21 protein-coding genes, 1 other RNA gene and 1 riboswitch are annotated in these 19,877 nt (G+C 52.5%); of the genes, 11 read left to right on the top strand and 11 right to left on the bottom strand.

Going from position 1 to position 19,877, the window contains the following annotated elements; translation table 11 throughout:
- Nucleotides 1-12: 12 nt before the first annotated feature.
- The 3 genes from sdhA to sdhC are packed head-to-tail and all read right to left on the bottom strand — an operon-like array spanning nucleotide 13 to nucleotide 2,677.
- Nucleotides 13-1,878, bottom strand: coding sequence for a succinate dehydrogenase flavoprotein subunit (sdhA, locus tag AC3CB2_RS09755; RefSeq protein ID WP_008548323.1), 1,866 nt, complete (start codon nucleotides 1,876-1,878; stop codon nucleotides 13-15).
- Nucleotides 1,879-1,883: 5 nt separating this feature from the next.
- Nucleotides 1,884-2,267 carry a succinate dehydrogenase, hydrophobic membrane anchor protein gene (sdhD, locus tag AC3CB2_RS09760; protein WP_008548683.1) on the bottom strand — a complete coding sequence of 128 codons (384 nt, stop codon included), beginning with the start codon at nucleotides 2,265-2,267 and terminating at the stop codon, nucleotides 1,884-1,886.
- 11 nt (nucleotides 2,268-2,278) lie between these two features.
- Entirely contained in the window at nucleotides 2,279-2,677 is a 399-nt protein-coding gene (gene sdhC, locus AC3CB2_RS09765) for a succinate dehydrogenase, cytochrome b556 subunit (RefSeq protein WP_008548214.1), read from the bottom strand.
- A gap of 517 nt (nucleotides 2,678-3,194) precedes the next feature.
- Here sdhC and AC3CB2_RS09770 point away from each other — a divergent pair.
- Nucleotides 3,195-3,674 (top strand): hypothetical protein, encoded by a 480-nt coding sequence (locus AC3CB2_RS09770; protein WP_352932582.1) that lies wholly within the window; start codon nucleotides 3,195-3,197, stop codon nucleotides 3,672-3,674.
- A 55-nt stretch (nucleotides 3,675-3,729) separates the two neighbouring features.
- Here AC3CB2_RS09770 and AC3CB2_RS09775 read toward each other — a convergent pair whose 3' ends face one another.
- From AC3CB2_RS09775 to nudC, 5 genes are all read right to left on the bottom strand, one after another.
- The gene (locus tag AC3CB2_RS09775) at nucleotides 3,730-4,257 is read right to left on the bottom strand and encodes a dihydrofolate reductase family protein (RefSeq protein ID WP_352932581.1); all 528 of its coding nucleotides are present in this window, start codon (nucleotides 4,255-4,257) and stop codon (nucleotides 3,730-3,732) included.
- A gap of 261 nt (nucleotides 4,258-4,518) precedes the next feature.
- On the bottom strand, nucleotides 4,519-4,998 hold the full coding sequence (locus AC3CB2_RS09780) for a GNAT family N-acetyltransferase (RefSeq protein ID WP_352932579.1): 480 nt from the start codon (nucleotides 4,996-4,998) through the stop codon (nucleotides 4,519-4,521).
- Between the two features lie 43 nt (nucleotides 4,999-5,041).
- Complete coding sequence (locus tag AC3CB2_RS09785) at nucleotides 5,042-5,716, bottom strand: sulfate transporter family protein (RefSeq protein WP_014283496.1); 675 nt, start codon at nucleotides 5,714-5,716, stop codon at nucleotides 5,042-5,044.
- A gap of 235 nt (nucleotides 5,717-5,951) precedes the next feature.
- On the bottom strand, nucleotides 5,952-6,566 hold the full coding sequence (locus AC3CB2_RS09790) for a histidine phosphatase family protein (protein ID WP_352932577.1): 615 nt from the start codon (nucleotides 6,564-6,566) through the stop codon (nucleotides 5,952-5,954).
- A 61-nt stretch (nucleotides 6,567-6,627) separates the two neighbouring features.
- Complete coding sequence (gene nudC / locus AC3CB2_RS09795) at nucleotides 6,628-7,593, bottom strand: NAD(+) diphosphatase (RefSeq protein WP_352932575.1); 966 nt, start codon at nucleotides 7,591-7,593, stop codon at nucleotides 6,628-6,630.
- A gap of 192 nt (nucleotides 7,594-7,785) precedes the next feature.
- Between nudC and ffs the strand changes: the two genes are divergently transcribed.
- The 6 genes from ffs (at nucleotide 7,786) to AC3CB2_RS09825 (ending at nucleotide 12,904) form a co-directional block, all read left to right on the top strand.
- Nucleotides 7,786-7,884: signal recognition particle sRNA small type (ffs, locus tag AC3CB2_RS09800), an RNA gene on the top strand.
- A gap of 102 nt (nucleotides 7,885-7,986) precedes the next feature.
- Nucleotides 7,987-9,855 (top strand): DNA polymerase III subunit gamma/tau, encoded by a 1,869-nt coding sequence (locus tag AC3CB2_RS09805; RefSeq protein WP_425328947.1) that lies wholly within the window; start codon nucleotides 7,987-7,989, stop codon nucleotides 9,853-9,855.
- A gap of 79 nt (nucleotides 9,856-9,934) precedes the next feature.
- Nucleotides 9,935-10,261 carry a YbaB/EbfC family nucleoid-associated protein gene (locus tag AC3CB2_RS09810; protein WP_008548682.1) on the top strand — a complete coding sequence of 109 codons (327 nt, stop codon included), beginning with the start codon at nucleotides 9,935-9,937 and terminating at the stop codon, nucleotides 10,259-10,261.
- A 178-nt stretch (nucleotides 10,262-10,439) separates the two neighbouring features.
- Complete coding sequence (gene recR, locus AC3CB2_RS09815) at nucleotides 10,440-11,051, top strand: recombination mediator RecR (RefSeq protein ID WP_014283491.1); 612 nt, start codon at nucleotides 10,440-10,442, stop codon at nucleotides 11,049-11,051.
- 116 nt (nucleotides 11,052-11,167) lie between these two features.
- Nucleotides 11,168-11,686 (top strand): GNAT family N-acetyltransferase, encoded by a 519-nt coding sequence (locus AC3CB2_RS09820; RefSeq protein WP_352932570.1) that lies wholly within the window; start codon nucleotides 11,168-11,170, stop codon nucleotides 11,684-11,686.
- 297 nt (nucleotides 11,687-11,983) lie between these two features.
- Complete coding sequence (locus AC3CB2_RS09825; RefSeq protein WP_352932568.1) at nucleotides 11,984-12,904, top strand: putative phage abortive infection protein; 921 nt, start codon at nucleotides 11,984-11,986, stop codon at nucleotides 12,902-12,904.
- A 496-nt stretch (nucleotides 12,905-13,400) separates the two neighbouring features.
- On the opposite strand, the gene AC3CB2_RS09830 is transcribed toward AC3CB2_RS09825, so the two are convergent.
- On the bottom strand, nucleotides 13,401-13,673 hold the full coding sequence (locus AC3CB2_RS09830; protein ID WP_352932567.1) for a hypothetical protein: 273 nt from the start codon (nucleotides 13,671-13,673) through the stop codon (nucleotides 13,401-13,403).
- Nucleotides 13,674-14,115: 442 nt separating this feature from the next.
- Nucleotides 14,116-14,631, bottom strand: a complete 516-nt coding sequence (locus tag AC3CB2_RS09835) for a hypothetical protein (RefSeq protein WP_352932565.1) — start codon at nucleotides 14,629-14,631, stop codon at nucleotides 14,116-14,118.
- Nucleotides 14,632-14,856: 225 nt separating this feature from the next.
- Nucleotides 14,857-15,066: riboswitch (cobalamin riboswitch) on the top strand.
- Between the two features lie 346 nt (nucleotides 15,067-15,412).
- Here AC3CB2_RS09835 and AC3CB2_RS09840 point away from each other — a divergent pair.
- From AC3CB2_RS09840 to AC3CB2_RS09855, 4 genes are all read left to right on the top strand, one after another.
- Nucleotides 15,413-16,195, top strand: a complete 783-nt coding sequence (locus tag AC3CB2_RS09840; RefSeq protein WP_352932563.1) for an ABC transporter ATP-binding protein — start codon at nucleotides 15,413-15,415, stop codon at nucleotides 16,193-16,195.
- 11 nt (nucleotides 16,196-16,206) lie between these two features.
- Nucleotides 16,207-17,145 (top strand): ABC transporter substrate-binding protein, encoded by a 939-nt coding sequence (locus AC3CB2_RS09845; protein WP_352932561.1) that lies wholly within the window; start codon nucleotides 16,207-16,209, stop codon nucleotides 17,143-17,145.
- A gap of 55 nt (nucleotides 17,146-17,200) precedes the next feature.
- Nucleotides 17,201-18,202: a FecCD family ABC transporter permease gene (locus tag AC3CB2_RS09850; protein ID WP_352933027.1), complete on the top strand. Its 1,002-nt coding sequence runs from the start codon at nucleotides 17,201-17,203 to the stop codon at nucleotides 18,200-18,202.
- A gap of 254 nt (nucleotides 18,203-18,456) precedes the next feature.
- The gene (locus tag AC3CB2_RS09855) at nucleotides 18,457-19,164 is read left to right on the top strand and encodes a class I SAM-dependent DNA methyltransferase (RefSeq protein WP_352932559.1); all 708 of its coding nucleotides are present in this window, start codon (nucleotides 18,457-18,459) and stop codon (nucleotides 19,162-19,164) included.
- A gap of 177 nt (nucleotides 19,165-19,341) precedes the next feature.
- Here AC3CB2_RS09855 and AC3CB2_RS09860 read toward each other — a convergent pair whose 3' ends face one another.
- A complete protein-coding gene (locus AC3CB2_RS09860) occupies nucleotides 19,342-19,830 on the bottom strand; it encodes a DUF1499 domain-containing protein (RefSeq protein ID WP_352932558.1) in 489 nt (162 codons plus the stop codon).
- Nucleotides 19,831-19,877 lie beyond the last annotated feature (47 nt).

Below are 19,877 nucleotides of genomic sequence, written 5' to 3' on the forward strand. Positions count from 1 at the left end.
GGTTTCGGCGCCTTAGTAGACGCGGGCTTTCGGTGCGATCTTCTTCATGTCGATGCCACCCTGTTCGTAGGTGGTCAGCGGCTCAAGAACAACCGGACGGTAGCTGAGCGTCACCTTACCATCTTCGGAGAGATGGGAGATGGTGTGCTTGCGCCATTCGTCATCGTTACGACCACCTAGAGGACCATCTTTGTAGTCTTCACGAGCGTGCGCGCCACGGCTCTCTTTACGGGCTTCAGCGCCGTAAACAGTGGTGATCGCGTTGGCCATAAGGTTTTCGAGTTCGAGAGTCTCGACCAGATCAGAGTTCCAGATCATAGAGCTATCGGAAACGTGCAGATCGCTCAGTTCACCCCAGATTGCGGAGATGCGCTCACAACCCTGCTCCAGGCTTTCCTGAGTACGGAACACCGCAGCATCTTCCTGCATGGTCTTCTGCATCTTCAGGCGCAGGTCAGCGGTTGGAGTACCACCCTTCGCAAAGCGAAGCTTGTCGAAGCGCGCCATGATCTTCTGGCTGCTTGCTTCGTTTGGCTCTGGGATTGGAGCTTCGCGGTCAATCACTTCACCAGCGCGAATTGCTGCCGCACGACCGAACACAACAAGGTCAATCAGGGAGTTGGAACCGAGGCGGTTTGCACCGTGAACGGATGCACAGCCAGCTTCACCAACAGCCATCAGACCCGGCGCAACTGCGTTTGGATCGTCTTTGGTTGGGTTCAGCACTTCACCCCAATAGTTGGTTGGAATACCACCCATGTTGTAGTGAACGGTTGGCAGAACCGGAATTGGAGCCTTGGTTACATCAACGCCTGCGAAGATGCGTGCGCTCTCGGAGATGCCTGGAAGACGCTCTGCCAGCAGGTCAGGATCGAGGTGATCCAGATGCAGGAAGATGTGGTCTTTGTTTTTGCCAACACCACGGCCTTCGCGGATTTCCATTGTCATACAACGGGAAACAACATCGCGGGATGCAAGGTCTTTTGCGGAAGGTGCGTAACGCTCCATGAAGCGCTCACCTTCGGAGTTCACGAGATAACCACCTTCACCGCGAGCACCTTCAGTGATCAGACAGCCTGAGCCGTAGATGCCGGTTGGGTGGAACTGAACGAACTCCATATCCTGCAGAGGTAGGCCCGCACGTGCGATCATGCCGCCGCCGTCACCAGTACAGGTGTGCGCGGATGTTGCAGAGAAGTATGCGCGGCCATAACCGCCGGTCGCCAGAACAACCATCTTCGCAGAGAAGCGGTGAATGGTGCCGTCGTCGAGGTTCCATGCAATTACGCCCTGACACACGCCGTCGTCGGACATGATCAGATCGAGTGCGAAGTACTCGATGAAGAAGTCTGCGTTGTGGCGCAGAGACTGGCCATAAAGCGTATGCAGGATTGCGTGGCCTGTACGGTCAGCAGCTGCACAGGTGCGCTGTACCGGAGGACCTTCACCATAGTTCTGCATGTGGCCGCCGAATGGGCGCTGATAGATCTTGCCTTCTTCCGTACGGGAGAATGGCACACCGTAGTGCTCAAGCTCATAAACCGCTTTTGGGGCTTCACGAGCGAGGTATTCCATCGCATCAGTGTCGCCAAGCCAGTCAGAGCCCTTCACAGTGTCATACATATGCCACTGCCAGCAGTCAGGTGTCATGTTCTTCAAGCTTGCTGCGATACCACCCTGCGCTGCCACAGTGTGGGAGCGGGTTGGGAACACCTTGGAAATACAAGCTGTCTTCAAGCCCTGCTCAGCCATGCCGAGCGTTGCACGGAGGCCTGCGCCACCAGCACCAACAACCACAACGTCAAACTTGTGGTCTACAAACTCATAGGCCTTACCGCTCTGGCTCGGCGCTGTTGCTACACCGGTTTGTTCAACCATTGAGATCAGCCTCCGAAGCTGATTTTGAGCACTGCAACTACGGAGCTGAGTGCAATAATAGAAACGAAGAAGATGTTACCCATGAGCAGAAGGAGTTTGAGGCCTTCGGAGTGAATGTAATCTTCGATGATAACCTGCATGCCCAGCTTCATGTGCAGGCAACCCACCAGGATTACCAATAGCAGCAAGATGGAAATGACCGGATTTTGAAGCGCTTCAGTGAAACTCGCATAATCAGCACCCTGAAGGGCGATAACGAGGATAACAAAGAAGGAAATCAGAAATACGTTGGCTACAGCGGTTACACGCTGGCGCCAGAAGTGTGTTGTGCCATCTTTGGCAGAACCAAGGCCGCGTACTTTAGCGAGGGGGGTGCGCATATCGGACATCGGTTTCTCCTTTAAGCAACGATAAAGCCAATGATCCAGAGGATCACTGTGAGGCTTACGGAGCCAATGATTGTTGCGCGAGCCATCCAGTTCGCTGCAGACAAGTCAAAGCCATGACCCATGTCCCATACAAAGTGGCGCAAACCGCCCAGCATGTGATGCACAAGAGCCCAGGTGAATCCGAAGAGGACGAGTTGGCCCAGGAAGGAACCGAATACATCCATCGCGAACTGATAGGATTCAGGACCTGCTGCTGCACAGACAAGCCAGAACGCCATCAGGATCGTTCCGAAGTAAAGCGCCGCACCGGTGATGCGATGCAAAATAGACATCACCATCGTCACGATCGGCTTATAGATCTGAAGATGGGGCGACAATGGCCTGTTGGCCTTGAGGTCAGCGTTCGCCATAAATCTCTCTCCCGTCCCTAGTTTAAGTTACGCTTACGTAAACGTAACAAAACAAGGCGTTGTATGAGGTTCTAATACCTTCAGTTTCTGGGTGCGTCAAAGCATCCTATGCGACTAAATGCTTTTTCTACTAGGTTTGCCCTCAAAATTGGCCGAAATGATTAGATTTTGCGGTGTAAACTTTGTTAGTTTCTATGTGATCAAGTAACAAGAAACTGCCTATTTATTATCTTGAGTTTTGGGCTCATATTTTATTTTACTGAAATTACCGAAAATTTTTCAGAAAATCACTTAAAGTCAAATTACGTTTACGTAAACTTTATTTAACGTGAATGAGCTGACACAACCCACATCAGCAAGAAATAGAGCAACTGGTTTCGATATCCAGTTTAGCCATCAAAATTGTCTTTTGCGCCACTTCTGAACCACTCCCCATCTCACAGGCACGCCCCTTCTGCGTCTTAGTTTCAAGCGATGGCTTACATCGCCACAAACAACATCCGAAAAGGAGACAATGATGAGCTACAGATGGGCCAAAGACACGCATACATTCCGGGTGGATGAGCAGCATAATTGTCTTGAAGGCATTTTTGATGGTGATGCCTCGCTTACGTCCAGCGTCTGTTACTCAGACCACATTGCTTATGAGCCGGGAGAAAACATTTTGATGCCCGACGGCGTATGGGCCCAGGAAGGCTACATGACCACCAACCCAACACGGCAAGGTCTTGGCTATATGCTCAGCTTTGCTGCTGCCTCAGTTGCGATCCGCGATCGGATCAACTTCATCTACATTTCATCAGGTAGCATTGATGGTGGTGGATCTGCGTTGATCAAGAAGCTTAGCGGCAAGCTGAACATGGATCTGGAGTTCAGAACTAGCAAAGGCAACAGTGTCAAACTGCCTGGTTATCTCATCCGCACCACCGACATGATCAAGCTCTCTGCTGAAGGCTGGCAGAACAAGGGTTGGAAGCTCGTGGAGGCACGTGACTAAGTTTGCAAGCTAAGGCGGAGCATGAACAAGCCGCTCCACCGAAGCTATCATCTTACTATAGAGTGAACTCACAATACTCCACGCCGCTCTCGTAGAGTTTTGAGGAGAGGCAGGTTAGATCGATCCGTTCGGAGACATTAGCGAATAGCGGCGTGCCGGCTCCGCATAGGACAGGAGCTACTTTCAAACGAAGGACGTCGATTAGTTTGCTTTTAGCCAGCAGGCCAGCAAACATTCCGCCACCGCATAGATAGATGTCACCGCCCTGCTCGTTCTTCAGCTCCTCAACGCGTGTAGCGAAGTCAGCTCTGACGGTCTCCACCTCCGCATCTTGAGGCAACTGAATTCCTTCTGAGAAAATCAGATGGCGCATATGGGGGTAAGCTTTTGCACCAGCAGGAAGACCAAACTGGTAGCCGAACTCATAGGTATGACGCCCCATGATCACTGTGTCATAGGTTGATAGACGCTCGTTATAGGCATCTACATGTTCACCTGTGTGCGGGAAGATTGAAACATCGCCGTTTGGGCCAGCAATAAAACCGTCGCGACTTACGGCGACGTCATAGATAACGCGTCTCATAAAGACTCCATCAAAACAAATAGGCAACAAACACCAGCCGCGCTGAACGCAGCAGTGCATCTGATTAGAATTTGGGTTGCCTTAGTTGTTCACTGACAGAGTCCTCCTCATTGCTTGGCGTTAGGTTGAAACAGATTTCTCGGCAGGTCAACCTGCCAAGACTTCGAAGAGACGATGACGTAGAGATTTCGAGCTGCTGTGGCGCCGCGGTAACAAATCAAGCAGTTCAACACTCCCTGACTTTTCGTAAAACAGCGGTTTTCAGAGTGCTTTTTCCATGTATTGTACCGTCTTCCCCTTTCCTTCCAGTTCAGCTTTACCGACGACTTTGAAACCCAAAGAGGCATGGAAAGCGTCTGAAGCTGGATTGGGAGGATCTGAGTTCACCTCGCAGACGACACGCTCGTACCCCTTCGCCTTTGCGAACTGAAAGAGGTCATCATAGAGCTTTCTGGCGATGCCCTGCCCACGTGCAACCTTGGAAATTACGATGCGATCCACATAAAGGAAGTTGTCGTAGTGCTCACAGAACCATCTGAAATTGATGGAAGAATAGTCGCCGCCCTGATCATAGGTGATCAGCAGGCCAGCATCGTTGTCTGCGACTTTCACATAGGTCGCCTTTTCGATCAGCTCCGCGAAACCATCCTGTGTCAAAGAGGAGAGCTCGACAGCATGCTCCTCATTTAGAGCATGCGTCCAGGTTAGATCGTCAGCAATAAAGCTTCTAATAGCAAACACACCTGTTTCCTGTTATTTCTTAAAATTGTAGTATTCTTCGCCGTTAAACGGATAAATTGCGTTTCGTACGGAGTGTCTTGAAGACGTGCACCATAAAGATTGTTGCGAAGAGTGGCGTGATGAGGTTGACGATCGGAATAGCCAGCACGAACGCAACGATGAGGCCTGCAGCAAACACAGTTCCACCTTGTGATCTGCGGAAGGCTTTTGCCTCCTGCACTGGCATGAACCGCATGGCTACGAACTCAAAGTATTCGCGCCCCAGCAAATAGCCGTTTACCAGCAAGAATGCGATCTGGCCGATGCCAGGAACAAAGAAGAGCATCAAGGCGAAGATGTTTGCGATGATTACAACACCAACAAAACGCAGAGCGGTAACAATGGACTCGCCAAGAGGCAGCGCCTTACCCGGCTTGTCATGCGGGTAAGAACGTTCTTCAACGAGATCTGAGATCTGGTCCTGATAAAACGCGACCACCATCGCGGAGACTGGGGCGAGGATGTAACCAAGACCGATCAAGGCGCCGATGCCAGTCAGGATACTGACTGTCGTGTCCTGCCAATTCTCTGGAAGGTCAATGAAGTAACCGACCAAACCCTGAATAGCGATCCAAGCTACGAGGAGAAGAAGCAGAGTGAGCCCTAAGGCTTTGAAAAATATGCTTCTGAAATGGGGTTCGAAAACCTGCGAAAATGCTTTGATTGCTGCCGATAACATCTCTTGCGCCGAATTCTTGAAAACAAATGGCACTCAGAGCTCGGCACGCTCACACATCCCGCTCCAAGTCGTTGCTTTAAGTGTATTTGGATCTGAAATGCCCAAACACATTCCAGAGTTACGCACTAGATAAGCATTTCAACTAGCAGCAACAAGAGCCAGAGCTGTTAAAGCAGCCTGCCAATCGTCAAGATCAACAGGCTGCGTCGCTTCGTGATTAAAGGTGGCGCAAAAGTTAAGTGGCGAGTTCCATCTCATCAATCAGCTGCCACTTCAGGCTTTCAATGTCAGCCTTGCAAGCCTCGAGGTCAGCCGGATCAAATCTGAACCAACAACCGCCTCCGACATTTGCAGGTTGATCAAATGCGCGGTCGATTGCGTTATTGGCGAGGTGACACTTGAGCAGCGTTCCTACTCCACCATGGCCCGAAAAGAGCACTGGCTCGCCGCTTGGGATGGTGGTCAGAGCTTTCTTGATCGCATCCACTACGCGGCTCTGGGCATCCAAAGCGCGCTCCCAACCGCGTACGCTGACTGCGGGGCGACTGAAGAACTCATCGGCGACCTTTTCAAATTCATCCGGCTCCAGGAAGCCGGTTGAACTGCGATCATTCTCATGAAGACCAGGAGCCGTGATGAGCTCGATCCCCAGATGGTTCGCGATGATCTGGCCGGTTTCAATCGCCTTCTTTTCGCGGCTGGCAATAACGTGATCAATCTCCAAAAGCCACGGCTGACGCAGGCCTTGTTCTAAGCGTTCCCGACCTTTATCCGACAAATCCCAGTGCGGGACCGGGGTTGCCGGATCGATGTAAACGTTTGGGTGGGTCAGATATATGCAGTAAGTCATGGCACCTCCCCGGTGCCATCAGGCACCTGCTAAACAACCACTGGCTCTAGTCGACCATGGGTCATTGTTCCTCGATAAATTTCTTGATCAAATGATGCGCGATAGAGATGTCAGGGGGACAAATTAATCCTGACTCCGCTTCGCCTTGGAGCATCTTCAGTGTCTCCTCTTTGGAAAACCACTGACAATCCTGCATTTCTTCATAGTCGATATTCAAGTCCGTCGTCAGCGCTTCACCGTGGAATCCGATCATAATATTTGATGGGAAAGGCCATGGCTGGCTGGCGACGTATTTCACGGTGCCGACTTTAACGCCTGCTTCTTCAAAAACTTCACGGCGGACGGCGTCTTCAAATGTCTCACCCGGCTCTACGAAACCTGCGAGTGTGGTGTAGACATTTTCCATCAGATGGTATGGGCGCCCCATCAGGCATTTATCCCCGTGGGTGATCAACATTATCACCGCAGGGTCCGTTCTTGGGAAATGCTGCGCGGAGCAAGACGGGCAATCACGGCGATATCCAGCTTCAGCGAGTTCAGTTGGCTTACCGCACTGGGAGCACATCTTATGGGTTGAGTGCCATTTGCCCATTGAGGCAGCCTGAGCCATCATGCCCAGCACTCGCTGACTTGTAGCGCGCTTCATTGCAATGCCGCGCAGGCCGTAGGCAGCGTATGGGCCAATTTTTTCCAGTTCTTCGTCAATCGTTTCCGGGTCAGTGGAGTAACGCAGGCCGAAGTGTGGGCGGTTGCCGTCGCTCTCATCAATGCCGAGGAAAATCGTCGTGGCATCGGTGATGCCCAACAGGTTGATCACCTCCGCAGAGTGGAGAAGAGGCTGATTGGCGTCGTCCTTATTAAAGATAAAACTGTCGTTTGCCTGGATCAGAAAACGTGTTTCCGGCGCAGCTCTGAGCGAATTAACCCATTCTGTATCCTTACGTTTTTCCCCACAGCGATTAAGTGAATTGGCAGAATAGCAAAGAGCAGCAGAGGCGTCGTACACCTCAGTTGTTTCGGCCAGCATTTCGAATTCCTTAAATTATAAAATTATGCAAAGTGAACCCGAGATACCGCTGAATTGCAATGTCGCGACGACATTTTGTGATTTCTGTTTCATCAGATTGATCGGAAGATTCACAGTCTCGTCCACAGTAGCGAGCGGTAAACATCAATGAACGCTTGCAAATTTCAGGCAAAACGCCCATATACACGGCCGGGAGGTTGGTGGTGGACGAGCCACTCGCCAACCGGGTCAGGTCCGGAAGGAAGCAGCCCTAACGAGTCCATGGCACGGGTCATCGTGCCAGCCTCCCACCTATTTTCCCCGCGCCCATACTCGACAAGCGGCCGGTCTTCGTCTTGAATGGCCGGGAACAAGTTTTACCTTGCCTTTGAAGTGGCTGAGGATTTGGGCGACATGGACGGAATAGACCTTCAGGAAGAGCACCAGACAACAACAGGCGCGGAAGACAAATCTTCCAGCAGCGATGGTGCTTATCGCGTTCTCGCCCGTAAGTATCGACCAAGCACGTTCGATGATCTTTATGGTCAGGAGCCGATGGTTCAGACTCTGCAGAATGCATTTGAGACTGGACGTATCGCACAAGCATGGATGCTGACTGGTGTTCGCGGTGTCGGCAAAACGACCACTGCGCGTATTCTAGCGCGTGGTCTCAATTACGAGATACCGGGCGAAATTGATAAGCCTACCATCCACTTAGACAAACCAGGCGTTCACTGTCAGGCGATCATGGAAGGTCGCCATGTGGACGTGATTGAGATGGATGCGGCGTCGCATACGGGTATTGGCGACATTCGTGAGATTACCGAGGCGGCGCGGTATCGGCCTGCGAATGCGCGGTATAAAGTGTACATCATCGATGAGGTGCACATGCTTTCTAATGCGGCGTTCAACGGGTTGTTGAAGACGCTGGAAGAGCCGCCGGAGCATGTGAAGTTCATCTTTGCGACCACAGAAATCCGCAAGGTTCCTGTAACTGTCCTCTCTCGTTGTCAGCGGTTTGACCTGCGCCGGATTGAGAGTTCTACGCTTGTATCTCTGCTGCGTGAGATCTCCGGCAAAGAGGGGATAGAAATCTCCGATGAAGCACTGACGCTGATTGCGCGCGCTGGTGAAGGTTCTGCTCGAGACAGTTTATCCCTTCTCGATCAAGCGATTGCACATGGCGCTGGCCGCATTGAAGCTGACGAAGTGCGGCAGATGCTTGGCCTTGCTGACCGCAGCCGGGTGATAGATTTGTTTGAGCACGTGATGCGCGGCGACATTGCCAGCGCTCTGGATGAGCTCAAAGCCCAGTATGATGTGGGCGCGGATCCGGCAGTTGTCCTCTCTGACCTTGCAGACTTTACCCATCTGGTGACTCGCCTGAAAGCGGTTCCCAAAGCGGGTGAAGAGAACTCTGTGACGGAGAGTGAGAGACAGCGTGGGCGGGAGTTTGCTGAGAAGCTTTCCATGCGTGTTCTTTCCCGGACATGGCAGATATTGCTGAAGGGAATTAATGAAGTGCAGAATGCACCTAAGCCATTGGCCGCGGCTGATATGGTTCTGGTGCGCTTGTGCTATGCTTCCGATCTGCCAGATCCGGAAGAGGCGCTGAAGTTGCTCAAGTCCGGCAAGTTCTCCCCGGCAGGTGGCGGAGCACCAACAGGCAACGCGCCGCAAGGCGGTGGCGGACCAAGCGCAAGTGGCGCACCTTCCGGCGGTGGCTCTGCGCCTCAGCTGCGTGCTGTTGCAGGTGGCCAACCGATGGCGCAAGCCGTTGGCGCAGCTCCACAAACAGCCCCGCAGATGCGGCAGGCGGAAGAGATCAACGAGAGGATTGCCATCCGTTCCTGGGCTGAGGTTGCTCAGCTTGCTGGCCGCATGAAGGACATTCCGGTTAAAGTTTCCGTTGAGCGCGCTCTGCGACTTGTCAACTTCCAGCCGGGCCGCATTGAGGTGCAGCCAACAGAGATTGCGACACCTGATGCTGCTGGTGAACTGGGCCGAAAACTAACAGAATGGACCGGTCGTCGATGGATTGTTGCGGTTAGCCGTGAGCAAGGCCGCCCGACTTTGCATGAAGAAAAAGAAGCGAACCAGAGACAGTTGGTTTCTGATGCGCATTCTGATCCGGAAGTGGTGAAACTTATTTCTGCCTTTCCCGGAGCTAAGGTTGTTGACGTGCGCATTTTGAAGCAGGAGGAAGATCTCCCCCTTGAAGCGGCGTCCGAGCCTGTCGACATAGAAGACATGGACTCTATGGATTTCACCCAAGATTTCTAAGGTTTCTGTGGTATGAAACCTAACGAGCAGAACAAGAGAAGCGCGACATGCGCTCAAGAGACGTTTAAGGAGCGAGTCGATGGACTTTCTTAAAATGATGAAGCAAGCCAAGCAGATGCAGGAAAAAATGGGCGAGCTTCAGGAGACTGTGAACGAGCTTTCTGTTGAGGGCACCTCAGGCGCAGGCATGGTTACCGTTACCCTGAATGGTAAAGGTGAAATGACCGGATTGAAGATCGATCCATCTCTCATCAATGCTGATGAAGTTGAAATTCTGGAAGATCTTATCCTCGCTGCGCATAATGATGCTAAGGCGAAGGGTGAGGCGCTGGTTCAGGAGCGCACGCAGGACATGATGTCCGGCATGGGCCTGCCAGCTGGCATGAAACTCCCGTTCGGCTCCTAAGTTCTTCAGGCTTAATCTGTTGCCAAATCACCGCGACCCTGCGCAGATTTGGCGGCATGCCTGAAATGGATTTATTCCCTCTTGCCCGCCTCCTCAGGCGGGCATAGTTTATCTGGCATTGTCTCGCAAATCAGCTTTGCGGGTGCCTTTTCTTTCTCGCAGAGAGCATAGATTTTCGATGAGTACACGCAGGGTTGCTGGTCCCGAAATTGAACGCCTGATTCAGCTGCTTGCCAAGTTGCCCGGCCTTGGTCCACGCTCGGCCAGACGCGCCGCTTTGCATCTGGTTCAGAAGAAAGATCAGTTACTTATCCCGCTGGCGGAAGCCATGGGCGTGGCTGTTGATCAGGTTGGCATCTGCTCAGAATGCGGCACCGTTGATACCAGTGATCCTTGCACCATTTGCTCCGATCCGCGCCGGGATGGCTCCACCATTGTGGTGGTTGAGGACGTCTCTGATCTTTGGGCGCTGGAGCGGGCATCAGCAGTGAGCGCGCATTATCATGTCCTCGGTGGCACCTTGTCTCCGCTGGACGGAATTGGGCCGGATGACCTCAACATTTCCAAGCTGATGGAGCGTGTTGAAAGCGGTGGTGTGAACGAAGTTATCCTCGCGGTGAATGCCACCGTTGAAGGGCAGACCACAGCGCATTTCATTACGGACCAGCTTGCGCGATTTGAGAATGTGAAAGTGACCCGCCTTGCCCATGGTGTGCCGGTTGGTGGGGAACTGGACTACCTTGACGAAGGCACTCTGGCGCAGGCTTTGCGAGCAAGAACAAAGTTTTAGCAGGTTTCTTGCTCGGCACTTATGCGGGGATTTCAGTAGCATAAGTCGTTTGCGTTGCTATGTGCGTTGATTTGAAAGCTTTGCGTGTTTTTTGCGCTGATCGGGATTTTTGAAAAATGGACACATCTTCTACCAAACCTATCGAGTTTTTCATCCGCAAAACCCAGCGCAACGATGTGAACGAGCTGCTTGCCCTGCTCAACCGGATTATTGAGGCCGGGGGGACAACTGCGCTTGAGAAGCCGCTGAACAAAGGTGAGTTCATCGAGTGGTTTCTTGAAGCGGACATTCTGGAAAGTACTGTTTGCGCGATTGATCGTGAGACCGGTGAGCCGCTTGGCTTTCAGATCGCCAGCCATTACGGAGATATCCCCGCGGATTGGGTTGATATCGGCACCTTTGTGAAGCCGGGCCTGCACAAAAGCGGCATCGGCAGTGCGCTGTTCAAAGCGACCCTTGCCAATCTGGAAGGCAAAGGCCTCGTCGCCATCAACGCCACCATCCGCGCCGACAACACCGGCGGCCGCGCCTACTACACCTCCCGCGGCTTCAAAGACTACAAACTGCTGGAAGCCGTCCCACTCTCTGACGGCACCCCGGTAGACCGGATTTGTAAGCGGTTTGATTTGGGGTGAGTGGTTGCGTTTTTTCGCAAGCCTTCTCAGAGCAAACTCTGATAAAATCACCCATTTTTGAATATGCCGCTCTGGGTCCCGCATCACGCTTCGCTTGTACGGGATGACGGCATAGGATTGAGGTAACATCGAAGGCGCGTTCCCCTCGGTGTCATCCCGCACTTGATGCGGGATCCATAACTTACGCTTCTACATAGTTTTAAAAAGCACTTTTGTATTTCATGTTCTAAATCGCTGATTTTCTGGCATGATGCATGAGTATGTTTAAACGCGACTGTGCCGCTTTATTGGATTGCCATGCAAATTCTTATTTCACTCGCGCTTCTTGCCTTCGTGTGCATTTTAGTATTTTCCGCCAAGATACGAATAGAAAAAAGAAAAGGCGCAAAAAAGATAAACCGACTAGCTTTGGGAGGTTTCCTCGGGGTAGGTACTGTTTTTGTGCTCTATGGTTCTTCTATCTACTTCAACTGGTGGAATATCGAAGAGGATCTAGTAAAAACGCTTGGGCCGTTTGGAGACAGTTTTGGCCCGCTTACTTCATTTTTTTCTGCCCTGGCGTTCGCTGCCTTAATTTGGACTGTCTTCCTACAACGAGAAGAGCTTCAGTTAAACCGGACAGAACTAACATTATCTCGTCAAGAAATGGCCGATCAGCGCTTTGAAAACATGCTGATGCGAATGCTAGATGCACATACTAAAATTGTATCTGATTTAGATCTGCAAAACTCTGGCCATGCTATCACTGTTCAAGGAAAAGATTTTTTTAGAAGTTGTTTTAAGAACATCCTTATGCGCCTCCAATCAGATTTCAATATCAGACTACCTCAAAAAACCCATATTCTTGAGCGGCCTGAGATAATTCTGTTATCTGTAGATGCAACATCAACATTAAATGTTTACGAGGCCGAATATCACGCACGTCGAACCGATCTAGCTCATTATTTTCGGAGTCTATACAATATTCTTCGCTTCATCTCTGAAAGTGGTCGTAAAGACAAGTTCGACTATGCCCGTATCGTACGTGCTCAGCTATCTGACTATGAACTCGCAATTAATTGCTTGAACAGCTTGAGCGAGCACGGTGTAGAGAAAATGAAACCTCTTATTGAAGAATTCAGTATTCTCGATAACTTGCCGAAGGATTTGTACCTCTCCACGAGCTTGATGGATCAGTTCGATCCTAAAGCATTGAAAACTCCACTGCACCCCGAATAGCTCAATGGATCCCGGATCTGCGCTGTGCTTGTCCGGGATGACGATGGTGAGGTTGTTGGGGTTGCTTCAATGCCGTCATCCCGCGCTTGATGCGGGATCCAGTGAATTGGGCGGTAGAGGGAGTGCCGCCTTGATTTTTCAGGGAGTGGACGTGGTGTGGGTGGCACTGGTATTTTTAGGGAGGTGCTGACCTGCGGCGGGTGGTATGGCCGCAGACCAGCAGGGCACCGATTGGCGAGGATGCGGGGTGTATTTGCGCTTCGCCATTGGCACCGGAGCAAGAGGCACGGGTTTGTGCCAAATGCCGTTCACAGTGATGTTGCACGCGCTTTGCGTGGTCAGGGTTACCGATCACGTTGAGCGCATTGCACGATCAAGCCATTTCCTGAGCCAGTCCCTAACATGAGGCTGGCTCTTTTCTTTGCTGCCGGGCTGCTGCCTCACTTGAATGCGATGGGCCTTGAGGATTGAGCACGCGAGCAAAGGGCAGTACGGCTTAATCAGGAAGCGGAACTTTTGTGTTTATTGGCTGCGGATGAGCGACCCGCTCTAACATTCCGCAGCTTTTTTCCAGTACTTCGAGGCGATCGCGGAAGGCGTGATGCAGAGTGAACAGGGCATCGCGCTCGCTGGAGTGCTGCATTCTCTCTGTCAGCACAAGGTGCTGAATATACGAGAGGTTCTGCAGATCCGAGACAGCGACGATGACTTCGTCAATTTCATTTTGGAAAGTATTTGTGGCGCTACATGCGCATGCGGAGTCGTTCATTCTCAATCCCTCTGTCTTTAGGGTGTTGAACAACCACAGGACAGCAAGGCTTTCGACGGCCCGCTGGCGAGCGGGAGGTTCGAAACCTGTAAGACAGACAGGCGAGTTTATTCCCCCCCGAAGGAGGTGTTGTATTCACCGCCCTCCCGCTCATAGCAAAGGGTTTGCGCGCTACCTATAAAGCAGGCACAAAAAATCCGCCAGTGACGGGAGCGGTAACCGCTGTCTTAAAGGAGGTTTCGACGCCTCATGTATGAATGTGGAATGAAAACCACAGGTTGTCAAACTGACAGTTTTTACAGGGATGTGGATGGCTGAGTTTGCGCGTGTTTGGTGAGGCGGTTGAGCTGTGGTTTGGGTCTGTGCTCACGACTCTGGGTCCCGGATCTGCGCTGCGCTTGTCCGGGATGACGGTGGTGGGGAGGCGGGATGTTTGGGACAGCTAACGAAGGTTTTCTTTTATAATCCGCGCAAATTTTTGAGCGATTTTTTTATTGGGAAGCTTCATATAGTACGCACCTTGTCCCTTTACTGTAACCTCCAACTCGTTATTACTGAGTCTTCGAAATCTCGCGGATTGGCCTGCTACATTGTTATTGTACTCAGGGAAACTTCCGATGACTATAGTTGCCTCATCGGCATTCACTTTTGGTTGCTCTGGCTGATGATAGGCTACCCAAATGCAGTCATTCAGCGATCTATAGTCAGCTGAGTAATTGACAGCATCAAAGTACTCCGGGCTTAGCCTTGCCCATGCGCACGGTGCTATACCGTGATTTCTAAAGATAGCCAGTAACTTACGGGTAAGTTCCTGGTTCGTCATTGATGGGTCAATTTTCACAATCTCCGTATACCCAGGGGCCGGAAGAAGAGCTCCAGTCAGCAAACATCCCGAAACTACAAAACAGGTAGCAAAGACACCCAAGATTATCGAAGTCTTTTTAATGACTGTTTTCATGTCTTTTCACTTATTGCGATCTGGATGGTCATAGTTGCTGACTTCAAGCAGTCTCAGTTTGGTCAGTGCTAAGAGCCTAGCAAGGGGTTGTCACAAGTGAAAACCTCGGAAAACTTGGGCTGGTTTTGCCAAAATGTGTGCGCACCTCACGTGTAGTGCTGACAGTTGCTATCAACAGCGCGTCAGGTCTGTTTTCGAAAACTCTTGCAATTGGGGGCCGTAAAACTCAGTATGCGCGCTGATGGTTTCTGGGGAGCGAAAGGCCCCGGGATTAAAAGGGAACACGGTGCGGTGTAGCCAACAGGCGCCAATTCCGTGACTGCCCCCGCAACTGTAAGCGGTTAGCGAAGCCAAGCGTGCCACTGGAGAGATCCGGGAAGGCTGGCTGAGCACGGACCCGCGAGTCAGGAGACCTGCCATTATGTTTCACTTCAACCCGGGCGGGGCGTCCCGGAAGGAGGCCATAATGGTTGCATTGGCGCAAGCCTCTCACATATCCGGTTTCTATTTGCCCCCGCTGCAGCGCGGAGGGCGTTATGAGACCTTTTTCCTCACAAACTAAACTTTATCCCGGATCGTTTTGCGAGCCGCTGGTGGCCTGCGCACGCGTGCGCTTGACTTTTACTTCAGGATTCGACAATTGATGTAACGTTATAACGTTATATTTATGACTATGTAGCGTTTCACTCAGGTGGGGTGGTTGAATGCTGGATCCTGTTTCTTTTCATTTCAATGGCTTAGGCTGTCCGACGAGGGCTGAGCTGCGCAAGGATGTTTTGTCATGAGCGCGGCTTCTGTATCCGTTCGCGAGGTTTCCTGGGCGCCGGAGCGTAAGAGCGCGCTTGTTCTGAAGCCTCTGAGCTTTGAGCTGGCGGCGAGGCAAACCCTTGGTGTTGTGGGTGCGAACGGGGCTGGGAAATCGACGCTGCTGCGGCTGCTCTATCGCTTCAACAAGCCGATGAGCGGGCAAATTTGCATTGGCGGCGATGACATCTGGTCTCTTTCTGCTCGGGCGACGGCGCAGCGGGTGGCAGCAGTGCTGCAGGAGCAGCCGACAGATTTTGCTCTCAGGGTGCGTGAGATTGTGGAGCTGGGGCGCACGCCTTATCGCAGCGGGCTGGCGGCTTCTGGCGAACATGACCGGCAGGTGGTGGATCGTGCGATCCATGCTTTGCAGCTGGATGGGCTGGCCGGGCGGTTGTTCGGCACGCTTTCTGGCGGGGAACGGCAGCGGGTGATGGTGGCACGGGCTCTGGCTCAGGAGCCGGAGCTGCTCATATTGGATGAGCCAACCAACCATCTGGATATTCGCCATCAGCTGGAAATACTGAAGCTGATTGAAGAGCTGGATCTGACGATCATCACCAGTTTGCACGATCTGAACATGGCAGCACAGGTGTGTGATCAGATCCTGCTGCTGGATCACGGGCAGATGCTGGGCTTTGGGGTGCCGGAACAGATCCTCTCCCCTGCCCTTGTTTCGCAGGCGTTTCAGGTGCGGACCACGCGTGATCAGCTGATGGCCCGGCAACAATCCCTCCTTACTTTTGATCTTCACTCATAAGGACTGTTTTCATGAAAAACTTTGGTTTGGCGCTGGCTGTAGCGCTGCTTTCTTCTTCGGCTGCCTTGGCAGAGGTTTCCGTACAAAGCTGTAATCGCACCGTGGCGTTTGATGGTGTGCCGCAACGGGCCGTTTCCAACGACTCCAACCTGACAGAGATGATGCTGGCGCTGGAGCTGCAGGACAATATGGTGGGTTACACCGGCGTTTCTGGCTGGAGAACGCTGGATGCAGAGCTGACCGACAAGGTGGCTGTGTTGCCGGAACTCTCCCCGAAATACCCAAGCAAGGAAGTGCTGATTGGCGCTGATGCGGACTTCTACTTCGCGGGCTGGAACTACGGGATGAAGGTTGGCGGCGAGGTGACACCAGAAACACTAGAGCCGTTTGGCATCAAGGTTTACGAGTTGACCGAGAGCTGCATCCACCTTGGCGAGAAGCCTAAGGTTTCCATGGATGACATGTACAACGACCTTTTGAACCTTGGCCGCATCTTTGGTGTTGAAGCACGAGCAGAAGCGCTGGTGCAGTCTTATCGTGATGAGTTGGTGCAGTTCAAAGCGGGTCTGAAAACCTCTGACACACCGCTGCGCGTGTTTGTTTATGACAGTGGCGAGGATTCTCCATTCACTGCGGGCCGTTATGCGATGCCAACTGCGATGATTGAAGCGGCCGGAGGCACCAACGTGCTGGACACGCTGGAGAAAAGCTGGGCGCGGGTGAACTGGGAAGCTGTGGTTGAGGCGAACCCAGAGATGATCGTGATCGTCAACTATGGCGAGGTGACTGCTGAGCAGAAGCGTGAGTTCATGCTCAACAACCCAGCCTTTGCGGAGCTGGATGCAGTGAAGAACGACCGGTTCGTGACGCTGGAGTATGCAGAGGCAACACCGGGACCACGGAACATCAAAGCGATCAAGAAGCTCGCTGCTGCATTCTGGGGGAACTAACATGAGCGAAGGAACCGGCGTTGTCGTTGCCCCGCATGAGGGCCGTTCTCCTCATATGCTGCAAATCTGTTGCGTGGGATTGGCTGCGCTGGTTCTTTCGGTTTGCCTTGCTGTCTCCGTTGGCGCGGTTTCCGTATCCATGGAGACGGTCTGGGGTGTTCTCGTCAACAAACTGGTGCCGGGATTGGTGGAGCCGAGTTGGTCTTTGGGCCGGGAGAACATTCTCTGGCAGATCCGCCTGCCCCGTGCGCTGCTGGCAATAATGGTGGGGGCTGGGCTTTCCATTGTCGGTGCCTGCCTTCAATCCGTGACCCGCAACCCGTTGGCGGACCCGCATCTGATCGGCATTTCCGCTGGTGGTGCGTTTGGGGCGGTGTTGGCGCTGCTGCATACGGGGCTGTTTCTGGGCTTGCTTACGGTGCCGTTACTGGCGTTTCTCGGTTCTCTTGGAGCGACGCTGCTGGTGATTGGTGTTGCCAAGTTCACCAGTGCGACCAGCGCTGACCGGCTGGTGCTGACAGGTGTTGCGGTGAGCTTTGTGTTGATGGCGGGCGCGAACATTCTCATCTTTCTGGCGGACCCGCGGGCCACGCACACCGTGGTTTACTGGATGCTGGGCGGGTTAGGTCTGGCACAATGGACGCATCTTCTCTATCCGCTGGCGGTTCTGCTATTTTGCGGGACGTGGCTGTGGCTGCGGGCCGGGCATTTCAACGCCATGACCATTGGAGATGAGACCGCGACAACACTGGGCATCTCCGTTGCCTCTTTCCGGCTGGAGACCTTTGTCATCAGCGCGCTGATTACCGGGGTGATGGTAGCGTTTTCGGGCATGATCGGCTTTGTAGGGCTGATGGTGCCTCATATTGTGCGGTTGTTTGTGGGGGGTGACTATCGGCGCCTGATCCCAATCTCGGCCTTGTTCGGAGCGATCTTTTTGTTGCTAGCGGATGTGCTTTCACGAACGCTGATGAAGCCGGAAGATATGCCAATTGGCATCATCACCGGACTTGTGGGCGGCATTTTCTTTATCTGGCTGCTGCGAGAAAAGCGCTAGTTCGCCGTTTTTCAAGGGCTCAAGTATCTCGCAATTGTTGTGATATTGGCCTGAGCCTGCCGTGATCGCGACACAGATTCTTCGCGTTAGACTCATACAAGGCCGCTCTGGCAGCATGGCAAACAAGCGGTTTTGAAGGGAATTTGCTTTTATTCCGGTTGGTTCCGGCTGCTTTTAATTATGGTTTTGTCGCATATTCCTAGGTGATGAACAGAGGTTGTTTCGGGAACATGTGTTTGATGCGGAGTACGTGAATGACATCTCGTTTGTATAGCGATTTTGCCGAGCAATATGATGAGGCCATTCAGGAGAATATCTACAACGCTCTTCTGGAGCGCCCGACACTGCTTGGCATGCTGCCTCCGCTGCAGGGGCTGAAGGTTCTTGATCTAGGCTGTGGGCCGGGAGTGTATGCGCAATTTCTGTATGACCACGGCGCGGATGTGACCTGCATTGATGAATCCGAGCAGATGTTGAAGCTGGTGAAAGAGAAGCTGGACGACAACGTGAAGTGCTACACCTCTGACCTTTCCGACGGACTGCCAGACAAGCTGGAGGGCACGTTTGATATCGTGATTTGCCCGCTGATGATCCATTACATTGAGGATCTGGGGAAACTCTTTTCCGACATTGGCAAGGTACTGAAGCCGGGCGGCTATTTCGTGTTCTCAACGCACCATCCGCTGATTGATGCGCAGTGCTCTCCAAGCGGTAGTTATCTGCGCCAGGAGCATGTGACGGAGGAGTGGAACACCATTGGCGTGCCGGTGAAGGTGAGCTTTTACCGTCGCCCTCTCTCCATGCTGTTTGGGTGGCTTTCCAGCGCCGGGATGTGCGTTGTGGACCTGCGCGAAGGGATGCCAGCAGCCGAGATGAAGGAAAAATCTCCGGTCCATTATGAGAAGCTGCAGAAGAACCCGAGTTTCATCTTCTTCAAATGCCAAAGCCACTGCTGCAAGTGAGCGGTGAGCTGAAGCTGCCTCAGACTCTTTGGCAACTTACAGATTTGTGAGTCTCAGGATTTCTGCGGTTTATCTCCCGCAGAGTCAGTTCTGCCTTGCCCTAACTCGTGAAATCATGAGTCATTTCAAGGGGATATTGACTCAGCGACACTCACAGGTGTGTTAGTTGCCTCTGAGTCAATTCTCGCCCTCTGCAAAGGTGGAGTAAATGCTGCGGAAACGGTCGTAGCGAGCTCGGTTGGCACCCATATCGCTGTAACCGACACGGGACTGGGAGCGGTAGTGCACGACGCGGTCCTGCTCATCAATCCAGAGCTCCACATCGTCGTTGTAGCCCATCTGAGCGCTTGTAAAGACGGCGTGGAGGTAAGGTCCATCCACCTTGCTGATCTTGTTCTTGCCCATCTCCTCCAGCGTATTGGTGAGGGCAGCCTGCGTTGCGCCAAATGTAGCGAGCATGGGCAGGGGGTCCACATGGCGGGAGGCATCCTGCGCTTGAGAGGAGACAGCATTGGGGGAATTCGGAAGCGGCGCAAACTGCCCATCATGAACGCCGACATACTCCGGCACTTTGGAGTTTTGCCAGATAAGCTTAACTGTGACACCCACCACAAGAGCCACCAGAAGAATTGCAATAACAGCCATTTTAGAAAGACCTTTAAACATTATCGTTTCCAGATTTCCCACCTGCACAGAGCATAACTCATTCAGGA

Source organism: Pseudovibrio sp. SCP20, assembly GCF_057774105.1.

What these genes read in the sequence shown, in the direction of transcription:
- AC3CB2_RS09840 (WP_352932563.1), top strand. Translation starts at nt 15,413, where the DNA reads ATGAGCGCGGCTTCTGTATCCGTTCGCGAGGTTTCCTGGGCGCCGGAG.
- sdhD (WP_008548683.1), bottom strand. Translation starts at nt 2,267, where the DNA reads ATGTCCGATATGCGCACCCCCCTCGCTAAAGTACGCGGCCTTGGTTCT.
- AC3CB2_RS09855 (WP_352932559.1), top strand. Translation starts at nt 18,457, where the DNA reads ATGACATCTCGTTTGTATAGCGATTTTGCCGAGCAATATGATGAGGCC.
- AC3CB2_RS09790 (WP_352932577.1), bottom strand. Translation starts at nt 6,566, where the DNA reads ATGACTTACTGCATATATCTGACCCACCCAAACGTTTACATCGATCCG.
- sdhA (WP_008548323.1), bottom strand. Translation starts at nt 1,878, where the DNA reads ATGGTTGAACAAACCGGTGTAGCAACAGCGCCGAGCCAGAGCGGTAAG.
- AC3CB2_RS09860 (WP_352932558.1), bottom strand. Translation starts at nt 19,830, where the DNA reads ATGTTTAAAGGTCTTTCTAAAATGGCTGTTATTGCAATTCTTCTGGTG.
- AC3CB2_RS09775 (WP_352932581.1), bottom strand. Translation starts at nt 4,257, where the DNA reads ATGAGACGCGTTATCTATGACGTCGCCGTAAGTCGCGACGGTTTTATT.
- AC3CB2_RS09770 (WP_352932582.1), top strand. Translation starts at nt 3,195, where the DNA reads ATGAGCTACAGATGGGCCAAAGACACGCATACATTCCGGGTGGATGAG.
- AC3CB2_RS09805 (WP_425328947.1), top strand. Translation starts at nt 7,987, where the DNA reads ATGGACGGAATAGACCTTCAGGAAGAGCACCAGACAACAACAGGCGCG.
- AC3CB2_RS09785 (WP_014283496.1), bottom strand. Translation starts at nt 5,716, where the DNA reads ATGTTATCGGCAGCAATCAAAGCATTTTCGCAGGTTTTCGAACCCCAT.
- AC3CB2_RS09850 (WP_352933027.1), top strand. Translation starts at nt 17,201, where the DNA reads ATGCTGCAAATCTGTTGCGTGGGATTGGCTGCGCTGGTTCTTTCGGTT.
- AC3CB2_RS09820 (WP_352932570.1), top strand. Translation starts at nt 11,168, where the DNA reads ATGGACACATCTTCTACCAAACCTATCGAGTTTTTCATCCGCAAAACC.
- AC3CB2_RS09835 (WP_352932565.1), bottom strand. Translation starts at nt 14,631, where the DNA reads ATGAAAACAGTCATTAAAAAGACTTCGATAATCTTGGGTGTCTTTGCT.
- AC3CB2_RS09810 (WP_008548682.1), top strand. Translation starts at nt 9,935, where the DNA reads ATGGACTTTCTTAAAATGATGAAGCAAGCCAAGCAGATGCAGGAAAAA.
- AC3CB2_RS09825 (WP_352932568.1), top strand. Translation starts at nt 11,984, where the DNA reads ATGCAAATTCTTATTTCACTCGCGCTTCTTGCCTTCGTGTGCATTTTA.
- recR (WP_014283491.1), top strand. Translation starts at nt 10,440, where the DNA reads ATGAGTACACGCAGGGTTGCTGGTCCCGAAATTGAACGCCTGATTCAG.
- sdhC (WP_008548214.1), bottom strand. Translation starts at nt 2,677, where the DNA reads ATGGCGAACGCTGACCTCAAGGCCAACAGGCCATTGTCGCCCCATCTT.
- nudC (WP_352932575.1), bottom strand. Translation starts at nt 7,593, where the DNA reads ATGCTGGCCGAAACAACTGAGGTGTACGACGCCTCTGCTGCTCTTTGC.
- AC3CB2_RS09845 (WP_352932561.1), top strand. Translation starts at nt 16,207, where the DNA reads ATGAAAAACTTTGGTTTGGCGCTGGCTGTAGCGCTGCTTTCTTCTTCG.
- AC3CB2_RS09830 (WP_352932567.1), bottom strand. Translation starts at nt 13,673, where the DNA reads ATGAACGACTCCGCATGCGCATGTAGCGCCACAAATACTTTCCAAAAT.